This is a genomic window from Bifidobacterium sp. N4G05 (assembly GCF_002742445.1).
Taxonomy (GTDB): domain Bacteria; phylum Actinomycetota; class Actinomycetes; order Actinomycetales; family Bifidobacteriaceae; genus Bifidobacterium; species Bifidobacterium hominis.
Window position 1 is genome coordinate 71991 of record NZ_NJNQ01000001.1, and the last position, 18122, is coordinate 90112.

Below are 18122 nucleotides of genomic sequence, written 5' to 3' on the forward strand. Positions count from 1 at the left end.
CAACCTGCCCTTCCGCTACGGCAGGTCCTTACGTTCGAACACCCACATGGTCTCGTCCGTGGATCTGTTGTCGGTAAGAATCGTCAACATGAACCGCTCACCGTCGTTCTTCATGTAACCGCATTGCACCGCACCTTCCGACTTGAGCCGGCTACGGACGACATCGTAGTCAAGCAGTCGCAGGATACCTTCTTGGTATTCGGGAGCAATCCTCACACAGCAAAACTCACGTAATGCTTCGCGGAAGGAACCGCCATGACCATCAAGCATACGCTGAAAGAAATCGGGCACCATGATCGAACGCTGCGTATCGGTATTCAGATTGACTATAAATGACACCGGATAACGTACATTCAGATGTTCAAGCAGCATTTTCATATCCTCATCGCGCACCAGAATATCCTCAAGCCGGTTGTTGAGCATGCGGAGCTGACGTTTGCCTCCGCCATTGACGTAATACTGTTTCTTGTTCTGACGCATACGGATTTCCGCCTGATTGATGAGGTCCGGAAGATCCCCTCCATCATCGGATTCGGCCATGCCTACGGATATATCCCAATCACCTTCCAGAAAATCCCGACGCATACGCGCCATCCGACGCATACTTTGGCTCACCGTATGGTTGCAGCTGATAATCACGAACTCGTCGCCTCCGACGCGGTAGATCCTGTCGTCCCCGAAGCAGGCACGCATCGCATTCGCAAGTCCGCACAACGCCGAATCGCCCTTGGCATGCCCCAAATGGTTGTTGATTTCATGCAGTCCGATCATGTCGACGTACACCACCGTCAACGGCTTGTCATGCGTGGCTTGGATGTACTCCAAGTCATCATCGTAGGCATTGCGGTTGAGTAGTCCCGTAAGCGAGTCTCTGCGATAATTATCGGCATCGCCGCATGCCAATAGTCCCATGGGCAGATTCTGTCCGACCAGCACCACAGCCCAAGGGTCGGATGGGGAGCATGCGTGAGTGGGAATCGCTGCGAATGCGACTACACCGGTTTTGGCCAATATCTCGCTGCGGTATAACCCCAGCACGGTTTCCTGCCTGTATAGCCGTTCTCGGATTGAGGTCAGATTCAGATCGGCGAAGAATCGCCCGACATCGTCAGGATGCACCACCCGGTTGGCGGCCACCGCACGCATGTAGGCACCGAATTCGTCGACTTCCGGATCGGGAATCACCCCATCCCGTTTGATGACACGGTATTCGCCTGTCTCCACATTCAACCGGGATATTTCCGCCAGACCATCAGCCAGGATTTCAAAGGTGTCGGCCGCCAACGCGGAGACTCCCAACAGCACCCGGCCGTTGACAGTCACATGATTGCGATGCAGGTAATCGCACGACATATCCCAATAGTGCCGACCGTCGGCGCGTTCAGCCAACAGCGTTTCCATCTGTTTCACCGGCAGTGGAGGGTAGAAATAATATCCTTGGATGTATCCGCATCCAAGTGCTTTCAGCCGATCGACCTGTTCCTTGGTTTGGGCGCCCTCGGCGATGATCATCAGATGCAGCTTCTTGGCCATAATAATCATGGATTGGATGATTTTCATGCCTTTACCGGCATTCTCATCGCTCAGTTCGATGAACTTCATGTCCAGTTTGATCACATCGACATTAATGTCTTTGAGCATGTTCAGCGAGGAATATGCCGAACCGAAATCATCCATCAGCACCACGATGCCTCTCGCATGCAGTTTGCGGATGGTGCCTTCCACTATGGGCAGGTTTTTCGCCACGGCACTTTCGGTGATTTCCACCTGCAATAGACGCGCGTCGACGCTATATTCGTTCAGCAGCCCGCCAATCACGTCGGCCACATCCATCTGGTTGATATCCATCATGGACACGTTCACGGAAACCGGTACCAGATTGCGTCCTTCACGCTCCCATCTGCCCAGCATCTCAGCCACGAAGCGCCATACGAACATATCCACATGGCAGATCCGCCCGGCTCTTTCCAATACCGGGACGAACCATCCTGGGGGAATCACGCCATATTTGGGGTGATTCCAGCGCACCAACGCCTCGGCTCCTACAATGGTTCCCGTCTCCGCATTGCATTTAGGCTGCAGATAACAGCAGAATTCGCCGTTTTCGAGCGCATAATCGATGTCTTCGAATGTGAAAAAAGGCACCAGCTCGTCGTTAGACGGCATTCCGCCCATTTCCGGCATGTCGGTCACGCGGTCTCCCTCTCGTCGAAAAAACTATCCGTGGTATTCGCCGTTGTACTGTATCAGTGTTACGTCCTCGATACCATCAATCGCACGGATACGCTCGGCGAACGCCATATCCTTGTCGTCGCAAAACACTTCGACGGCCATTTCCACGCGTTCGCCACGCATGGTTTTGGATTTGACGAAGAATTTAGTACGTCCGAACGCACGCGTGATCTCATCGCCAGCCATATCGCCCACATAGTGGATCACCGCAATGTACACGCGCCCTTTGTCTTGATACGAGTAGAACAATGCCAACATGCCGATCATCACCAATCCGGCCACAATCACCAGCACATACATGCCCGCACCCGACGCAATACCTGAAGTAATCGCCCAGAACAAATACAGCAAATCCATCGGGTCCTTGACTGCGGTACGGTAACGCACAATCGACAATGCACCGACCATACCAAGAGAAATCACAATATTCGTACTGATGGACAATGTGACCATGCAGGTGAGCACGCACATGCCCACCAACGTGACCGCGAAACTGCGCGAATACACCACGCCCGTGTAGAAACGGCGGTACACGCAGTAAATAACGATGCCAACGATCAACGCCACCAGTAATGCCAGCGCCATTTTGGGCACATTGTATTGGCTGAAGGATTTCAGCACCGACTTTTTAATCATGTCATTAACGCTCATAATGCTGCTCTTTCTCTCTTTGCTTCCTTGATTCGTAACGTTTGATTTCGGGAAATGCCAGCCGATCACAGACTGTCTTTACAGGCTCGGCACGCTCCAGCCTTCCTGCCAGTAGCCGAATCTCCGCAAATACGAGGCTTTGTCATAACAGAGCACGTATTTCGAAGCCGACGTCAACTCCTGAGCTTTGCCAGGCAACAGATCGCGTACCATCTGCGGCAGGAATTCAGTGAATTTGACTTCCATCACCAGTTTTCCCGGCTCAAGCACGGGCAGTACCGGCAGTGTGGAGTCGAAAATATCGAATCCTCCAACCGCCGCACGCACATTCATATCGAAAGTGACACGCACAGTACCGGCATCAAGAATCCACGGTTCGCGCTCATAATCGACGATCACACGCGGACGCAACACATTGCACATGCATTCCACATAAAGCTCGCGGCACAATTGATGCTCGCTGTCGCGCAAAAACTCGTAATCGCCGGCAAGAATGCGGTCGAACTGCTCATGGGTGAGCGGCGCATCCTCCTTGTAGATCCAACTGTCGCTTTTGCGTTTGCGTTCCAGTTTGATCACACGGTCGCTGTAATCGTAGATGCGAATACGGTATTTCTTGCGCAGCAGCACACCATCGACTTTTTCCCGATATGCGGTGTTCCAATAATCGTCGAAATACAGGCTGCGAATCATATAGCCGCCATTGCTCGCATGTTTGTCGAGACCAAGCAGCGGCGCCATACGCACGTTCAGATCGGCTTTTTGCGCGTATGAGATCAGATATTTGAGCTCATGACGGAACCGTTCCTTGGCGGTGCTCGGCGGAACGGATAATTCTTCGCTGACCCGACGTTTGACGCGCTGCAGCAGCGACGTTCCTCGATTGCCACCATCATTGAACATTGGCATCCTCCACAATGCTGCCGCCGGCTTTCACATAGAAGCACTTGGTGCCATAGATCTTGTTGCCGTTGGTGATGTAGTAGTCAAACGCGTCCTGAGTCTCGCCTGATGCGTTGCGCACGCTCACTTTGATGAAGTACTGGCCTTCACCGGGCATGTCCATCACGGCTTCCGGCAATACGAGGTCGCCCTGTGTGAACACTACATCCTTACCTTCGTAATCCTTGGACACGGTGACGGTATAACGCAAATCCTCATCGTTGAAATCGTAGGAGACATCCCAGTTGAGTTTGAGCTTGCCATTGGTAGGGGTAGGTGTGCCGATGTAGAACGGCATGGGCTTGTTGAACCCGGTTTGGTATGTCTGGTAGTTCTGTTCGATTTCACTGTGCAGCTGGTTCGCGATTACATCATATTGGCTTTTGGTGACGCCTTCATGCATGGAATCAGGCATTTTCCACACATATTGTTCCGTAATGCTGCGGTAATGCTTCACCATGGAGTTGATGCGATTGGCATTCATGTACTTATATTCGTCTTGTATTGCCTTGTCGAGCGCAGTTCGGAACGACTTGGTCTGCAAACAGCGGCTAAACAGCATGTTGCCCCAGTAGTTGCTGATGCCGTTCTCCCAGCTTTTGCCATCGGAACGTTGTTTGATCTCATATTCCTTGCGCATGAGCATGCCGTCGTTGTCCCAGTCAAGCACGTAGAAGGTGTCGGAATTCGTGGGACTATACAGGTACATATTGCGGCTTTGCGTATCGATATTGCCGGTCAACAGCTGGAATGCCATCCAGTATGCGAGATTTTCAGTATCGAAATATTTGCCGAGAATGTCGCTCATCGGCACTGAATAATCGTTGAGCGCGTTCAACATGGCAATCAGTTTGGTATGGTCGTTGTCGCCTTTGATTTCCAGTTTTTCTTCGAATTTCGTCTGATCGTAATCGGGATCGTCGGCGAGTTTGATCACGTCTTCGTCTCGATGGAATTCGAAATAATTGGCCTTATACAGCTGGCCATTCTTATCAAGTCCGTGTGCTTGCAATGCGGTTTTGTTGAGCTGTTCGACCTGCGTATACAGACCGTAATCGTCAAAGGAATCCGATCCGCTGGTTTCGTCTTTCACATACAAGTGCACGAATTGCGTGCGCAGCCCCATCATCTGGTCGATGCCTTTGATGAGATCAAAGGCCATTTTGTTACGGAAACGCAGACCTTCACCCATATGCTTGTTCAATGCGATGGTACGCTGTCCACGCCACTTGCCTTTGCCGCTTTTCAACTCGATCTTGTAATTCTTCTGCTCGTTTTTACTCGATGACTGACCACGTACCTGCACGGTGGCGTTCGGCGCGCTTTCGCCAAAACCAAGCTCCCCGGAAACCGGCCCCTGTTCGTCGCCGACCTGCAGCAAACCATTGACCTTGTAGCGTCCAACGCCCATTGCCGCATAGTCATCAACGGAATACTGGTTGATTTCACTCCAGCTATGGTCGGTTCCTTCCGACGAATTACCGCGCGATACCGTCAGATACATGGTTTCCACGCCGCTGTCGTCATACACCTTGTATAACGATTCGTTGTCGCGCAAGTGTGCGCCGTCGATGCTTTGTTCAGCGCTTTTCTTGACTTGCTCATGCGTCTGCGTTGAATCCGATGATTGCGATTGTTCATTATCGCTGGGTGATGAAGTCGCACACCCAGCGCAGGAAAGCACCATCAGCATTGCCGTCAATGCCGCTATTTGCTTGACAAGCGTGGTAATAGCTTTTGTGTTGCGTCGATTCCACCATGTCATGATTTACGATTCCTCCCCGATTGTATTGTGCGCTTCTGTAATGTTCGTCCCGCACTCGCGCCGCACGTGCCTCTTATATTCCGTGCGATGCAGTGATTGATCGATTCGTTGTTCGCCGTGTTCAAGCAGTATGCCCAGTTCGGTGAAACGTCCACGTTTCGTCTGTGCCACAATCGGCTGCTGCCCCAGCACTCGGTATGGCAGATTGTCGGTGTATGAGGCGAGCCGGAATGTCGCATAAATAGCGAACAGCGACGCTCCCATCAGAAAACCGAAGCCGAACAGTGTAGTAGTGAAGAACTGTCCGATCACCGTGAAAATGACCGTCGACCCGGCGAATAATGCCGATGCAGTCAACGCACCGGAATAATCGGTGAAGTACAGCAGGATCAGCATTACGGTATTGCCGACCGCATACAGCGCATATCCGACGCATAGCACACGAAAATATCCATGCATCGCATCGTTGAAGCCCAAAGGAAGCGCGTTCAACACTGTTTTTTCCAACGAAATCACGGCAGCGGTCACCAACAATTGCTTCAACGCCGTGTAATGCAATTCTCGATTGAGCACAGCCAGCATTTCATTTTCGGCAACGATAATGTCTTTAACCGTGCCACCATCGTTGAGCAGACTGTAATACGAACGATATGTCGGATAGAAATTCACTTCCACCGACACCACAAAATTCACCGTGGTGATCAGAATCGTTAAAAACGCAAGCATGGCGGGCACATCGTAATATGGCGCACCATAAAACAGACCCTTCACTTTGATGCCAAGCGGCCCACACCAGGTGATCACCAAATGGGCGAACAAGCCAATGGTGGTGAACAATCCGGTCAACGCCAACGGCAGAAACTGGTCAACCCACTGCAGAAACAGCCACGGATTCTCACGACTTTGCGGAAAATACCGATGCAACAGCAGCACATCCCACACCAGCATCACACCATAGCCAAGCACCACCGCAAACAACAGCGATTCCACCGGCGGAAACGCCAATGCAAGCAGCACGCATGACGTAATAAACGCCACCAGCACTGCAGCAGCAAAAGAATACAGAATGCTTTTGTAATCTTTAATGGCCGTCAAATAACTCATCGCATTCCAGTTGACGACCATTTCAAGAAACAGCCATAAACACAACGCGCCCTGCATCAGCGTGGCTCCAGAAAACAGCAGAAACACCGTGTACAACACCGCGCCCACTACCAACATGATGCCGGTAGACCCCCAAAACGACGGCAGAATCATCTTCTCATCGTGATCAAACAGCATATCCGCCAAAAAACGTGTGACCGGCATCGACAGAAAACTTGTCAACACCAACGAGGCAAGCAATGTGTATGTGATCATGCATACGAGCAGATCACGGTCGGGGCGGCCCACCTGCCACCAACTGCTCACGATCAGCACGCCAAACTGCAGAAGCACGCCCAGCAGCATCGGGCCTGCGCAAATCACACCGGCGTAGCCGTAAGCTCGCAGCATCGCCATCAAGCCTCTACGGCGGAATAGTTTCTTCAGTTCAAATCCAATACCGGCCATATCAGCGCTCCAATCCGAACTGATTCAATCCGAACTGATTCGCGGTATCGCTATACAGCCTGCGATAATCGTCAAGCATACGCTCATGCCGATAATAGGCATTCACACGATCGCGGCCGATCTGCCCCATGGTTTCACGCAACACGCGGCTGGAACACATGCGTTCCATCGCCCCGCTTAAGCCTTCGCGGTACATGGGAGGCACATAAAAACCGGCAGTGCCGAAATCATCGCCATCCTCACCTTCCAACAGCTCACGGCAACAGCCGACATCAGTGGTCACGCATGGGCGTGCGGCTGCGAACGATTCCAACACCGACAACGGTTGGCCTTCGGAAATGCTGGTCAACACGGTGAAATCAAGCTTGCGCATGTATTCGACCACATTCACACGGCCCGTGAATTCAAGATTGCGCACGCCCAACTGTTCCACAAGCTCATAGCATTCGTCGGCATACTCCTGATCGTCAACACCGCCGAGAATATGCAAACGCACATTGTCAACGCGAGATGAAAGCTCATGAAACGCATGAATCAGGGTTTTCACGTCTTTGATCGGCGCCATGCGCACCACCGCACCGATATCAACCCAACCATCGTCGGGTTTCAGAGGAATATCGCAAAAACGTTCGTATTGAATGCCGTTGGGAATAACCTGGCAGGCGTCGGCGGGAGCACCCATACCTATTTGGATAAGACGGGCACGACCGAACAAACTAGTGATACGCCATGCACGCTGGTAGATCTGTTCCGAAAGCATGTAGAAGAAACGAATCCAACGCGGACGGAAAGCCGGAAGCACCCATTCGGCAGAAATAATCTCCTCTTCACGTTCGCGCGTATAAATGCCATGTTCCGTAAGCAATACCGGCGCATGGTTGATGGAACCACCCAAACAAGCCAACAATCCGCCATATCCAGTGGAAATCGCATGATAGATTTGCGCTTCCGGCACTTCGCTGCCCATCAGGTATAACACCGGCAGCAGCATGGAGCGCGCAGTATGGAAAGCGTCGGCATAGGCCACATACGGGTATTCCTCCATGCAGATTTGCGTGAACAGGTCAATGAATTCACGGCTTTGCAGGAATGACAGCGGATGCACGCCTTTGGTGTGGAACAGGTTGAAAAGCACATCCCAGTCCGGGCTGCCAAGATTCACCAGTTCGCGCAATGACCGCAATTCCTCTTCGGTGAACGACACTTGCGCGCGTTCACCGCTCAGACGCAAGGCGTCGTCGAGGAACACCTCATGCACTTCCACCACATTGCTGGGCAGGTCATATACGAATTTGCCGCGGTCTTCGGCTTTGGCGCCGATCACGCACAATACGAACTCGTGCTCTTTCATCGCTTCGATATAACTGTGCATCCACGTGGACACGCCACCATGCACGTACGGGTAGCATCCTTCCAAAACCAGGCAGATTCTCATGCCGCTCCCCCAGTCTTGCGTTCGATATGAACCGTGGCGCTCGTGGCTTTGAGCAGATACAAGTTGCCAGTCAGCTTAGTGAGGCTTCCGCCGCGCACATTGCCGGGCGTACCATTACTGGCACGGAACATCAGCCACCCTTGATCGGTGAGGTTGCCAAGTTTCAGATCCCAACTGGTATCGGTTGTTTCCATCGAAACCGTCAATCCTGAGAATCGTTGCACCGCCGCAGCGCATTCCGTTCCAGTCTGCATACGAATGGATGGAGCCGACTGTTCCAACCAATCCAAATAATCTTCCAATCCCTTGCGATAGGTTTCCCAACCTTCTTTCGCACCACGATCTTCATCAAGCAGATCGTCGGGATGCATGAAGTGCGTGCTCACATAGTGCATGTTCAATTCGGAAACCGCGGCAAGACGCATGTATGTGTCGCCCACCATGCCGCCGGACACGATACGGGGAGCCTCCACCACGCCATCGGCCGCAACACCGAACTCCTGTATGTACGGCAAGGAACTGTCGGAAGGCATATACGTACTGGCGATGGCGCGAATCTGCGGCACATCCTCGCCTATGATCTTTCGTCCTTCTTGGGAGAGGATATTCGACGGCGGCACGTATACCGACGATGTTGCGGCCGGCAATACGTCTTTCTGGAATGCAATCAGTTCCTGCAATGATGCCATAATGGCTTTGCGATTCGGCCATTGCACGTACACGTATTCTTTGCTGTAATGCGTGTTCGGCAACACCAACGGCTGATGGTTGTACCCGTGATATCCTATTTCGCCGTTTTGCCGAAGCAACAATCCTCCGTAATACTCGAATTGTGTGTTATCCGTCTGTCGTACCGGAGCATCCTTGGTGTCATCGCCGTAATTCTCAATCATCACACCGGTGAAACGAATACCGTACCGTTCCGCAAGACGCACCAAATCCGGCCACCATACTTGAGAATAGAATTCAGAAATACTCATGTTGTAGTCACGTTTGATGTATTTGCCATTGCCAGACGGTATCGGAGAGGGAAAATCATCCAAGTAGAACGCCGCGCTGTTAATCACCGGATAGGCCATGGCAGAACCGAGCAGACTGAACGCCGAAGCGTAAAACCCTCGAAACACCTTGCCGTAAATGCCGATATTGCACATCACAGCCGTTCCTGACTCCACCGCGTTCCTCCACACCAATGGCGTTCTGCCATTGCTGCTGACCGCTTCCACCTGTGCACGATCATTCAATGCGACGCTCAGCGACGATTTGAACGGGTCACTGAATGTGTATGTCTGGCCGCCACCCAACATAAAATCTTCGGACGGTGTAATGCCTTTAGTCGCCACATATTCGTATGTGGACGATTCAATGCCGATCTGCGGGCCGATTACGTCCAAATAGCCGGTTTTTTCGGGAGTCATGGCAAACATGACTCCGCCGCCCTTTTTGGCCCATTGCATGATTTGCAGCACGTGCTCGCCCAGACGGTCGAGATTAGGCATGGCCACTACTATGGTGCTGTAGTGATTCAACGCTGGAAATTCAGCGTTTTCGTCAGCCACGTCAACCGTAGTGGTAGGGACTTTCATATCAAGCAGAATCTGGTCGAGCATGGCTTCGGCATCGCTGACACCCTCCTGCGAACTGTCAACCACCAACAGATTCGTGGCTTTTTGTCCAGCGATAGCATTGGCTGCAGGAATGGCTTTGGCTCGATCCAAATACGTGATGTCGAACCGCGTGGCACCATAATGCACGCCCAGGCTTTCCACCAGCAACACCAATGCGATGGCCATGAACACAGCCCAGACCTTGACCAGACCTTGCCAGCGGAATCGCTTCCACTTGGCCAACACGTCTGACAGGAATCCTCTAATCATGCGCGTTCAGCCTCCTTGGCTCCAGTCCAGAACCGCAGCGTGCGTCTTCCTTGGCCACCGAGATAAATATGCTTGCTTTCAATCTGCTGAACGGTTTGACGCAACGCACCGCCATCATTGCGTGCGGCATCGAGCCGTAGACGCATCAGCCATACATCGCCTTGATCCGGCCACCGTTCCATAGCGTCGTCAATAGTGTGCGCGGCATCATCAAAGAGTTCAAGATCAATCTGCATTTGCGCAAGACGGCACGCAACGTGATAATCGTCATGTTTACGAAGTCGTTCCTGCAACACTTCGGCATATCGCTGCTTCTGCAACTGCAATGCGTATCCTTGCGCAATACCGGAATTGACATATCGTTCCAACGCATCGCAATAGCGTTCCAACATCGTTTCGGAATTTCGATGCTGCAGATAATCGTTACGGCAGCGCTGCAATGCAAGATCTTCTTTGGCACTGATCTGCGCCATGGCGGTAGCCGCGTAATGCACGACTTCCACATCCTCATTCAGTCGGGCCTGCGACAGCACATCGATATAACGGCTGGGATTGTCGTTGAGAATGGACATCACCAGACTGCGCCGCTGACTCGAATCGTTGACGATCAGTGCCTCTTCCAACGGCACTGTATTGGCGAAATCAGCTCGTTCCTCAACCAGGATGCTTCGACGTTCCTCATCATCCACACGCATTTGCTCAAGCCCCGGAGCCGTGTGCTCACCAGCGCGAATCAGCGTGCGCGTATGCAGCATCAGCACACATAACGGCCCCCACAATGGCACCAGCAGCATGAAAGGAAGCAGCCGCCCCTCCACGCGAAGCACGCCAACGCGAGACAATACGCACAGCAGCACGCATATCATTACATGCACGGCGATAAGCAGCATCGCCATCACCGTCGCGTTCACACTGTGCCGCCTTCATGCGATGCGGAGTCATTCGGTGCAGCGTCACTGCGCGGCGTTTCATCCGCTTGCGACTCGGCAGCTACTTGTTCCGAAGCCTCAGCCAGCAACGAATCTTCCTCGTGGTCTGAAACCAGCTTCGCATGCAATCCAGCCTGGGTCAAACGCTTGTTGATGATCGGCAGCTCATGCTCGCTGACCTGATCCATGAGCACATACACATTGCCGTCCTGCAGTACACCGGCCTCATCCGTTTGACGAATGGCTCCCCTCAGGCGGCTACCATCGTCTTGCCAGGCGTCTTCCACACGCAACAGCAGATGATTGCTCATATGATTGCGCTTGAGCTCGTTTGCAGCCAGCACTCTGGGCAGGAACGCCTGAGTGTTCAAGAATTCCGTGCCGGGCACCAGCATCGCCTGCCGCGCAACATTCTCATAATCGAAGGCACGCACCATTGCGGATTTCACCAAGCCGCACATGATGATGAACAGGTTCTGGAAGTACAGGTTCATTTGGTCGGGCTGGGCTTTGGCAAGCACAATCACCACGGCCAGCCTGCCATTGGCATGCACGCCCGCCGCATACATTGGAAGATTTTGTTCGAGATTGCGGTTTACCCACAATCCGCCATGATCCAAGGCCGTAACAATGTTGGCATAATTCTCAAGCAGCGCCGATTTACTGAATAAGGATTCGGTCTGCGGACTCGCGGCCATCAAATGCGCGAAACGACCACCATTATCGATTCGGTAAATACCGAAACTATCGCCGCCCAACGTATCTTGCATAATGCGAATGGTCGCGTAATACAGCTTTCGAGGCAGCACTTCGTCCAATTCACGGGTCATCGCATACATTTTGCCGAAACTGTCGCGCCTGCCGATAATCTGTCCGCGCAACATACGACGATCATCAAGCACATCGTGGTACAGGTCACGCAGGAACGCAAGTCGTTCACGCAGCAAACTGTTTTCGTCACGCATGAATCGCAGGTTTTCGCGATTGCGCATCTGTACATACCCACATACTGCGCCCGCAACGAAATACACCACAAACGTAATCCAATTCGACGTATCGTAAAACAGTGGCGCAAATGACGCACCGTTCGACGCGTACGACAACGCCATGCCGACACATGCCAAAACCGCCGCGAACACGCCTGCGTTCAGTCCGTACATCGTGCCGACGATCACCACGAAAAACAGGCGCACATCCACGGTTCCCAGCTGATTGTTGCCTTGTACCGCGGAACGAAGCAACTCTTCCAGCATGAACGTGACGCAGATTTCGAATGCGATCCATGGTTTCGAATGGTTACGCAGAAAATCCCAAATCGGGTGCTTTCCGGACTGTTCCTGCGCACGCGCCTCTTTCCAGCGTTGCAGTACTAGGGGAAGATCCTGTTTGAGCGAATATCGCGGCGACCAGCCATAACGCAGACGCAGCGCATGGTCGTCTGCTGGGTAATGCTGTGGCCTGTCTTCGCCGAAAGACACCGACAATCCGGGGAACGCCTCGCGAATCATGTCTGCCAAATCGCCGTACGTGAAGTCAAACACGTTGGGCACGTGGAATACTTCGCTTTCAGCGGTCCAATCGTCGAACATGCGGTAGATCAGTTCGGCAAGATCGTCGGCGCAGAGAAAGCATGTCTGCTGCTGTTCGCGTTCGCGGAATGAGATCGACCCTGCTGCGGCCTGTTCGAACAGTCTGCCGAAATATGCGGTCACTCCATTGCGTTCGGGTGCATACAAGTATGGGCAGCGAACGATTTTCGCTTCCAGACGGTAGGTACGTGCGTAGTACAGGCAGAGTTCTTCCGATGCTCGAGACATCAGGCTTTTGCTGGTATCCCGTACGTCGGCGTTTTCCGGATAGGTGAACTCGGATTCGGGGCCGCTGACCATCAGCATTTGCGTTTGCCTGTTGCGAATGGCATGCAGAAGTCTTCGCAATGCGCCCAGATTGCCGTCTCTGTCGCTGCGTGGGGTCAGATTTTCAGAAAAGAATACGATGCGATCAAATTCGTATGTGGTGATGGTTTCGGCAAGGGTGTTGGCGTCAGACATGTTGACGATTCTGAGACGGTCATTGCCGTCTACGGTGTCTTCTCGTTCCGCTATCACCACATGGTCTCGGGGAAAGGCATGCTGAATCCACTGTTTGGTGATGAAATCGGTATTACCGACCAAAAGCACTTCCATGCTACCGCCCCAGTGAATACTCCCTTAACGGGGTTATGGCATAGCTCTACCCACAAACCCTCCATTGTTCCTGTCTTACGGTATTCCAGTGTAATCCGCCAACAGACAAATGCACCCCTCAACGGGGGTTTCTTGGTTATTGCTAAGTAGCGCATAAGATGACACACCCGTGCGGGGCATTGATACGCCCACATCACGGATTCAGCAAGACTTGAGATTAAGAGAGCCATGACCGAAGAGTCTGCTCCTTCAAAAAGTCATGGCCTCTCTGCAGTCAGTCCGCCGTAACTTTGGTTCCTATATGACTAAAAAAGTGACGAAAAACAAAAAACCTCGGAGATTTCCGAGGTTTAAAGCCATGGTGGCTCCGAGCGGCATCGATCCGCTGACCTAACGATTTTCAGTCGTTCGCTCTACCAACTGAGCTACAGAGCCATGAACAGGAACCTGTTCGAGCGACCCCGGCCGGACTTGAACCGGTGACCTCCGCCGTGACAGGGCGGCGCTCTAACCAACTGAGCTACGGGGCCATTGCCACCTTGTTACCAAGGTAAGTACCCCCTGAGAGAGTCGAACTCTCGTTGTCAGATTGAAAGTCTGGTGTCCTAACCGTTAGACGAAGGGGGCGCTTTCAGCGTTTCCGCTTGACAACTCGCTTAACTATACGCGAATCATCGAAACATGCAAGTCTCGGCGTGTCGCAACGTTGCACAATTGCGGAAACCATGCTGTTCACATGTTGAAAATCGTTGAAACAAAGCCATTTCATCACATGAACAGCACAACACGAAGCCTCATACGCGGCGATAGGTGAAGTCATGAATCACACGACCGGCAGCAAGTCCTTTTTTCTCGAAATTCGTCAAAACTCGACCAGAAAAACGCTCGGATTCACCGAAATCGGCGTGTCGCAGACTTGCGGCTTCGTCGGCATTTCCCTTGCCGACATGCTCAACCGGCAGACTCACCGTCAACGTGCCGTCATTATGGAATCCTTCAATACCATCCATGACCTCATGCACATGCAATGCATAGTCTTCAATATCGGTAGCGATCCGCCACACCCCTCCAGCCCACAGCGTGCGATGAATCTCACCGGCAAGCTCCGGTTGCACGATGCGGCGCTTGTGATGACGCATCTTGGGCCATGGATCAGGGAAGAAAGTCCATACTTCGGCTATCGAGCCATCTGCGGCGGCTTTGAAGAGTTCGGGAGCGTTGACCTGTGCGATGCGCAGATTAGCAAGGCCTTGTTTGCCCGCAAGCAGCATGGTGTGCGCCACACCCGGATCGTAGACTTCAAGCGCCAGAAAATTCATTTCCGGGCGTCCGGCGGCCGCGGCAACAATGTTTTCGCCCTGACCGGTGCCGATTTCCACAATCAGAGGATTGGCATTGCCCCACGCTTCCGCAATATACGGCTGATCGAACACCAGATCGTTTCGCACGTCAAGGGAGCTTTCACCTGCATTGATATTCAAAAGATAGGTATCGGCATAGGCATCCCATGCGCGCTGCAAGCGTGCGTCGAGCCTGGCGGAACGACGCACGAAGGAAAGCACCTTGCGCCCATACAAGGCAGGACGCTGACCAGCATCAGCCTGTAGTTCACCTTGCGTTTTTGACATGTTTTGTTCGTTTTCGCCGTTTACTTGATTTTCAGTCGGCGTGTTCGCATCTTCTTGCATACCCTATTTATAGAGGAAACGCAGGAACGGAGCGATTATGTGCGTTACTGTTCATGTGTTATACTCAAATTGTTCAAAAAGTAACAAACTAGAGCAAAAGTGAACAACGTTCGTTGAACGTTCGTTTTTCGAACCAAAGCGCTTTATCGCTCATTTGGAGGAAAGGCCAGAACATGACAGTTCTCGTCACTGGTGGGTGCGGCTACATTGGCGCCCACGTCGTCCACGCTCTTCATCAGGCCGGCGAACAGGTCGTCGTCGTTGACGATCTGAGCTACGGCAAGCCAACCCGCATCGAAGGCTCCCGCCTGTACGGCATGGATATCGCCGCTCCGGGTGCCGGCGAACGTCTCGCCGAAATCATGAAGGCCGAAGGCGTCGACTCCGTCATTCATTTCGCTGCCCGCAAGCAGGTCGGCGAATCCGTTGAGAAGCCGCTGTGGTACTACCAGCAGAACATCAACGGCATGCTCAACGTGCTCATCGGCATGCGCGACTCTGGCGCCAAGAAGCTCGTCTTCTCCTCTTCCGCAGCCACCTACGGCGTTCCGCCGGTCGACGTGGTGCCGGAAGACGTCGTTCCGATGCTGCCGATCAACCCGTACGGCCAGACCAAGCTGTTCGGCGAGTGGATGGCTCGCGCCTGCGAAGAGCCGTACGGCATTCGCTTCTGCGGTCTGCGCTACTTCAACGTGGCCGGCTGCGGTCCGGTCGAGCTCGAGGATCCGGCAATCCTGAACCTCATCCCGATGCTGTTCGACCGCCTGAAGAAAGGCAAGGCTCCGGCAATCTTCGGCGACGACTACCCGACTCCGGACGGCACCTGCGTGCGCGACTACATCCATGTTTCCGATCTGGCCGACGCCCACATCGCCGCCCTGAAGTACCTGGACCGCGACGAGCGCAAGTACGACGCCTTCAACGTCGGCACCGGCGAAGGCACCTCCGTGCGCCAGATCGTCGATGAGGTCAAGAAGGTCACAGGTCTGCCGTTCAAGGAGGCCGTCATGGGCCGTCGCGCGGGCGATCCGCCGCACCTGATCGGTTCCCCGAAGCGCATCAACGAAGAGATGGGCTGGCACGCACAGTACAACGTGGAAGACATCGTGAAGTCCGCCTGGGCAGCATGGCAGGCCAATCCGGAACACCATATCGACGTCGAAACCTGGAAGCAGGCCGACTGATTTCAACAAAACGTAGTGTCGTGAGCGACAACACGGCACCGCAAACGTAACGGCCGGTCGTATATGAGAAGTTTTCCCCTCATATACGACCGGCCGTTGCTTTGTTTTCCCGCTATTTCTGATTTCACAAACATTTTTTCCTTCGACGATCCATGCAAATATTCGCCGATGACACGCCGTGATTTGCACAATGGCGACTTTGCCGTAATATATACATTTGTTGTCATTCGCAAGATTGAAACAACGGCCCCGTAGCTCAGTTGGTTAGAGCGCCGCCCTGTCACGGCGGAGGTCACCGGTTCAAGTCCGGCCGGGGTCGCTTTTTTATTTCTTTTTGAATCTTTTCAGATATCTTTTGCGATTGTCGTATTGCGGTTGTCACGCCAGCATATCTCTCATACAAAAAAGCCCGGTTCAAACGAACCGAGCTTTTTCAATCGCCTCGAATGGCACATTCAACATAGGTTCAGAGCTGCTGTTCGACCCAATCGACGATGAACGGAGCCACTTCCTCAATCTGATCGATTGCCACTTCGAATTCGTGGGCGCCACCATACCATGGATCGACCAGGTCAATCTCGCTTTCGTAACCTGCAGCAGGCTTGGCGAGATTCGGATCGAAGCTACGGTACATATGCACGTTCTCACGCTTGGCTTGCGGAAGCTGACGCAACAACGCACGCATGTGAGAAGCGGTCATCGGCAGGAATAGGTCGGTTCGTTCGATCTCATCACGAGTGATGCGGTGCGCGAAATGGTGCGCCGGAAGCTCATATCCACGCTCACGCAACACCTTGACGGCGCGACGATCGATCGGATTGCCGTATTCCTCATCGCTGACGCCGCTGGATTCGACATTGACCTTGTCGGCGAGCCCACGACGCTCGAATTCGGTGCGCAAAATGATCTCGGCCATGGGAGAGCGGCAGATGTTGCCGGTGCACACGGTCATCACGGTATACATGGGTTTACTCCTCGTGATTTCTCTCAAAGGTTATGCAACGGAATCCGGCAATATCGTCGGAGCCTTTCGTCGTGCCATGCCATACGCCTTCCTCGGCCACCTTCCATGCCCCAGATTCTACCAGTCCCTTGATGTCAGGCGCATAGGTGTCGGCGTCAACATGCATGCTGATTTGCGTCACGTACGCCTTGTCCGCAAACGGCATCGCCTCGTGGAACAGCTGACCGCCACCGAGGATCCAGATTTCACTGCGGTCGAGACCATCATCCGGAATGGCTTCCTGACGCGCCAGATCAAGCGCATCGTCCAAACTGTCGACCACGGTCGCTCCAGGCGCCGTATAAGACGAATCGTGCGAAACCACGATATTGTCGCGATTCGGCAACGGACGATACTTCAGGCTCAGGGATTCCCACGTCTTACGCCCCATGATGACCGGATGCGAGACGGTAAGCTCTTTGAAACGCTTCATATCTTCGGGCAGATGCCACGGCATACCACCCTTGAATCCGATGGCGCCGTCATGACCTTCCTTGTCACAGGCCTGCGCCCAAATCAGATTCACCGAGAATGTCTTGGGGAAATCATCGCCCCAATCCTCCTCGTTCTCAAGCCCGGCATGTCCGGGCTCGGGTTCGTGATAGCCACTGCGGCTACTGTCATGCTCCATTTCACTCACTCCTTGAAGTCGAACTAGGGTCAGTAGTCTAACGTCTGG

13 protein-coding genes and 4 tRNA genes are annotated in these 18122 nt (G+C 53.2%); 2 read left to right on the plus strand and 15 right to left on the minus strand.

Annotated features, from left to right (window positions below; all coding sequences use genetic code 11):
- Positions 1 to 15 precede the first annotated feature (15 nt).
- The 13 genes from CE153_RS00320 to trmB form a co-directional block, all read right to left on the minus strand.
- A complete protein-coding gene (locus CE153_RS00320) occupies positions 16 to 2184 on the minus strand; it encodes a GGDEF domain-containing protein (protein ID WP_099594939.1) in 2169 nt (722 codons plus the stop codon).
- A 33-nt stretch (positions 2185 to 2217) separates the two neighbouring features.
- Positions 2218 to 2883: a DUF4956 domain-containing protein gene (locus CE153_RS00325; RefSeq protein ID WP_099594778.1), complete on the minus strand. Its 666-nt coding sequence runs from the start codon at positions 2881 to 2883 to the stop codon at positions 2218 to 2220.
- A gap of 78 nt (positions 2884 to 2961) precedes the next feature.
- The gene (locus tag CE153_RS00330) at positions 2962 to 3786 is read right to left on the minus strand and encodes a polyphosphate polymerase domain-containing protein (protein ID WP_099594779.1); all 825 of its coding nucleotides are present in this window, start codon (positions 3784 to 3786) and stop codon (positions 2962 to 2964) included.
- Positions 3776 to 5590, minus strand: a complete 1815-nt coding sequence (locus CE153_RS00335) for a CotH kinase family protein (protein WP_099594780.1) — start codon at positions 5588 to 5590, stop codon at positions 3776 to 3778. The genes CE153_RS00330 and CE153_RS00335 overlap by 11 nt, the downstream gene beginning before the upstream one ends.
- Positions 5591 to 5593: 3 nt before the next feature.
- A complete protein-coding gene (gene pelG / locus CE153_RS00340; RefSeq protein WP_099594781.1) occupies positions 5594 to 7141 on the minus strand; it encodes an exopolysaccharide Pel transporter PelG in 1548 nt (515 codons plus the stop codon).
- A 1-nt stretch (position 7142) separates the two neighbouring features.
- A complete protein-coding gene (pelF, locus tag CE153_RS00345) occupies positions 7143 to 8576 on the minus strand; it encodes a GT4 family glycosyltransferase PelF (protein ID WP_099594782.1) in 1434 nt (477 codons plus the stop codon).
- Entirely contained in the window at positions 8573 to 10453 is a 1881-nt protein-coding gene (locus CE153_RS00350) for a DUF2194 domain-containing protein (protein ID WP_099594783.1), read from the minus strand. The genes pelF and CE153_RS00350 overlap by 4 nt, the downstream gene beginning before the upstream one ends.
- Positions 10450 to 11364 (minus strand): hypothetical protein, encoded by a 915-nt coding sequence (locus tag CE153_RS00355; RefSeq protein ID WP_099594784.1) that lies wholly within the window; start codon positions 11362 to 11364, stop codon positions 10450 to 10452. The genes CE153_RS00350 and CE153_RS00355 overlap by 4 nt, the downstream gene beginning before the upstream one ends.
- On the minus strand, positions 11361 to 13568 hold the full coding sequence (locus CE153_RS00360; protein ID WP_099594785.1) for an NAD-dependent epimerase/dehydratase family protein: 2208 nt from the start codon (positions 13566 to 13568) through the stop codon (positions 11361 to 11363). The genes CE153_RS00355 and CE153_RS00360 overlap by 4 nt, the downstream gene beginning before the upstream one ends.
- 359 nt (positions 13569 to 13927) lie before the next feature.
- Positions 13928 to 14003, minus strand: a tRNA-Phe gene (locus CE153_RS00365).
- A 21-nt stretch (positions 14004 to 14024) separates the two neighbouring features.
- Positions 14025 to 14098 (minus strand) — tRNA-Asp (locus CE153_RS00370).
- Between the two features lie 25 nt (positions 14099 to 14123).
- Positions 14124 to 14195, minus strand: a tRNA-Glu gene (locus tag CE153_RS00375).
- Between the two features lie 167 nt (positions 14196 to 14362).
- Positions 14363 to 15256 (minus strand): tRNA (guanosine(46)-N7)-methyltransferase TrmB, encoded by an 894-nt coding sequence (gene trmB / locus CE153_RS00385; RefSeq protein ID WP_099594787.1) that lies wholly within the window; start codon positions 15254 to 15256, stop codon positions 14363 to 14365.
- Positions 15257 to 15429: 173 nt separating this feature from the next.
- Between trmB and galE the strand changes: the two genes are divergently transcribed.
- Positions 15430 to 16440 (plus strand): UDP-glucose 4-epimerase GalE, encoded by a 1011-nt coding sequence (galE, locus tag CE153_RS00390; protein WP_055063045.1) that lies wholly within the window; start codon positions 15430 to 15432, stop codon positions 16438 to 16440.
- Between the two features lie 245 nt (positions 16441 to 16685).
- Positions 16686 to 16759: transfer RNA gene (locus tag CE153_RS00395), tRNA-Asp, on the plus strand.
- Positions 16760 to 16906: 147 nt separating this feature from the next.
- Here the strand turns inward: CE153_RS00395 and CE153_RS00400 are convergent.
- Together CE153_RS00400 and CE153_RS00405 are read right to left on the minus strand one after the other, a co-directional pair.
- A complete protein-coding gene (locus tag CE153_RS00400) occupies positions 16907 to 17404 on the minus strand; it encodes a low molecular weight protein-tyrosine-phosphatase (protein ID WP_065438984.1) in 498 nt (165 codons plus the stop codon).
- Between the two features lie 4 nt (positions 17405 to 17408).
- Positions 17409 to 18074: a dihydrofolate reductase gene (locus CE153_RS00405; RefSeq protein WP_099594788.1), complete on the minus strand. Its 666-nt coding sequence runs from the start codon at positions 18072 to 18074 to the stop codon at positions 17409 to 17411.
- Between the last annotated feature and the right edge of the window lie 48 nt (positions 18075 to 18122).

Coding starts and splice junctions, on each gene's coding strand:
- CE153_RS00320 (WP_099594939.1), bottom strand. CDS start 2,184: ATGCCGGAAATGGGCGGAATGCCGTCTAACGACGAGCTGGTGCCTTTT.
- CE153_RS00325 (WP_099594778.1), bottom strand. CDS start 2,883: ATGAGCGTTAATGACATGATTAAAAAGTCGGTGCTGAAATCCTTCAGC.
- CE153_RS00330 (WP_099594779.1), bottom strand. CDS start 3,786: ATGTTCAATGATGGTGGCAATCGAGGAACGTCGCTGCTGCAGCGCGTC.
- CE153_RS00335 (WP_099594780.1), bottom strand. CDS start 5,590: ATGACATGGTGGAATCGACGCAACACAAAAGCTATTACCACGCTTGTC.
- pelG (WP_099594781.1), bottom strand. CDS start 7,141: ATGGCCGGTATTGGATTTGAACTGAAGAAACTATTCCGCCGTAGAGGC.
- pelF (WP_099594782.1), bottom strand. CDS start 8,576: ATGAGAATCTGCCTGGTTTTGGAAGGATGCTACCCGTACGTGCATGGT.
- CE153_RS00350 (WP_099594783.1), bottom strand. CDS start 10,453: ATGATTAGAGGATTCCTGTCAGACGTGTTGGCCAAGTGGAAGCGATTC.
- CE153_RS00360 (WP_099594785.1), bottom strand. CDS start 13,568: ATGGAAGTGCTTTTGGTCGGTAATACCGATTTCATCACCAAACAGTGG.
- trmB (WP_099594787.1), bottom strand. CDS start 15,256: ATGCAAGAAGATGCGAACACGCCGACTGAAAATCAAGTAAACGGCGAA.
- galE (WP_055063045.1), top strand. CDS start 15,430: ATGACAGTTCTCGTCACTGGTGGGTGCGGCTACATTGGCGCCCACGTC.
- CE153_RS00400 (WP_065438984.1), bottom strand. CDS start 17,404: ATGTATACCGTGATGACCGTGTGCACCGGCAACATCTGCCGCTCTCCC.
- CE153_RS00405 (WP_099594788.1), bottom strand. CDS start 18,074: ATGGAGCATGACAGTAGCCGCAGTGGCTATCACGAACCCGAGCCCGGA.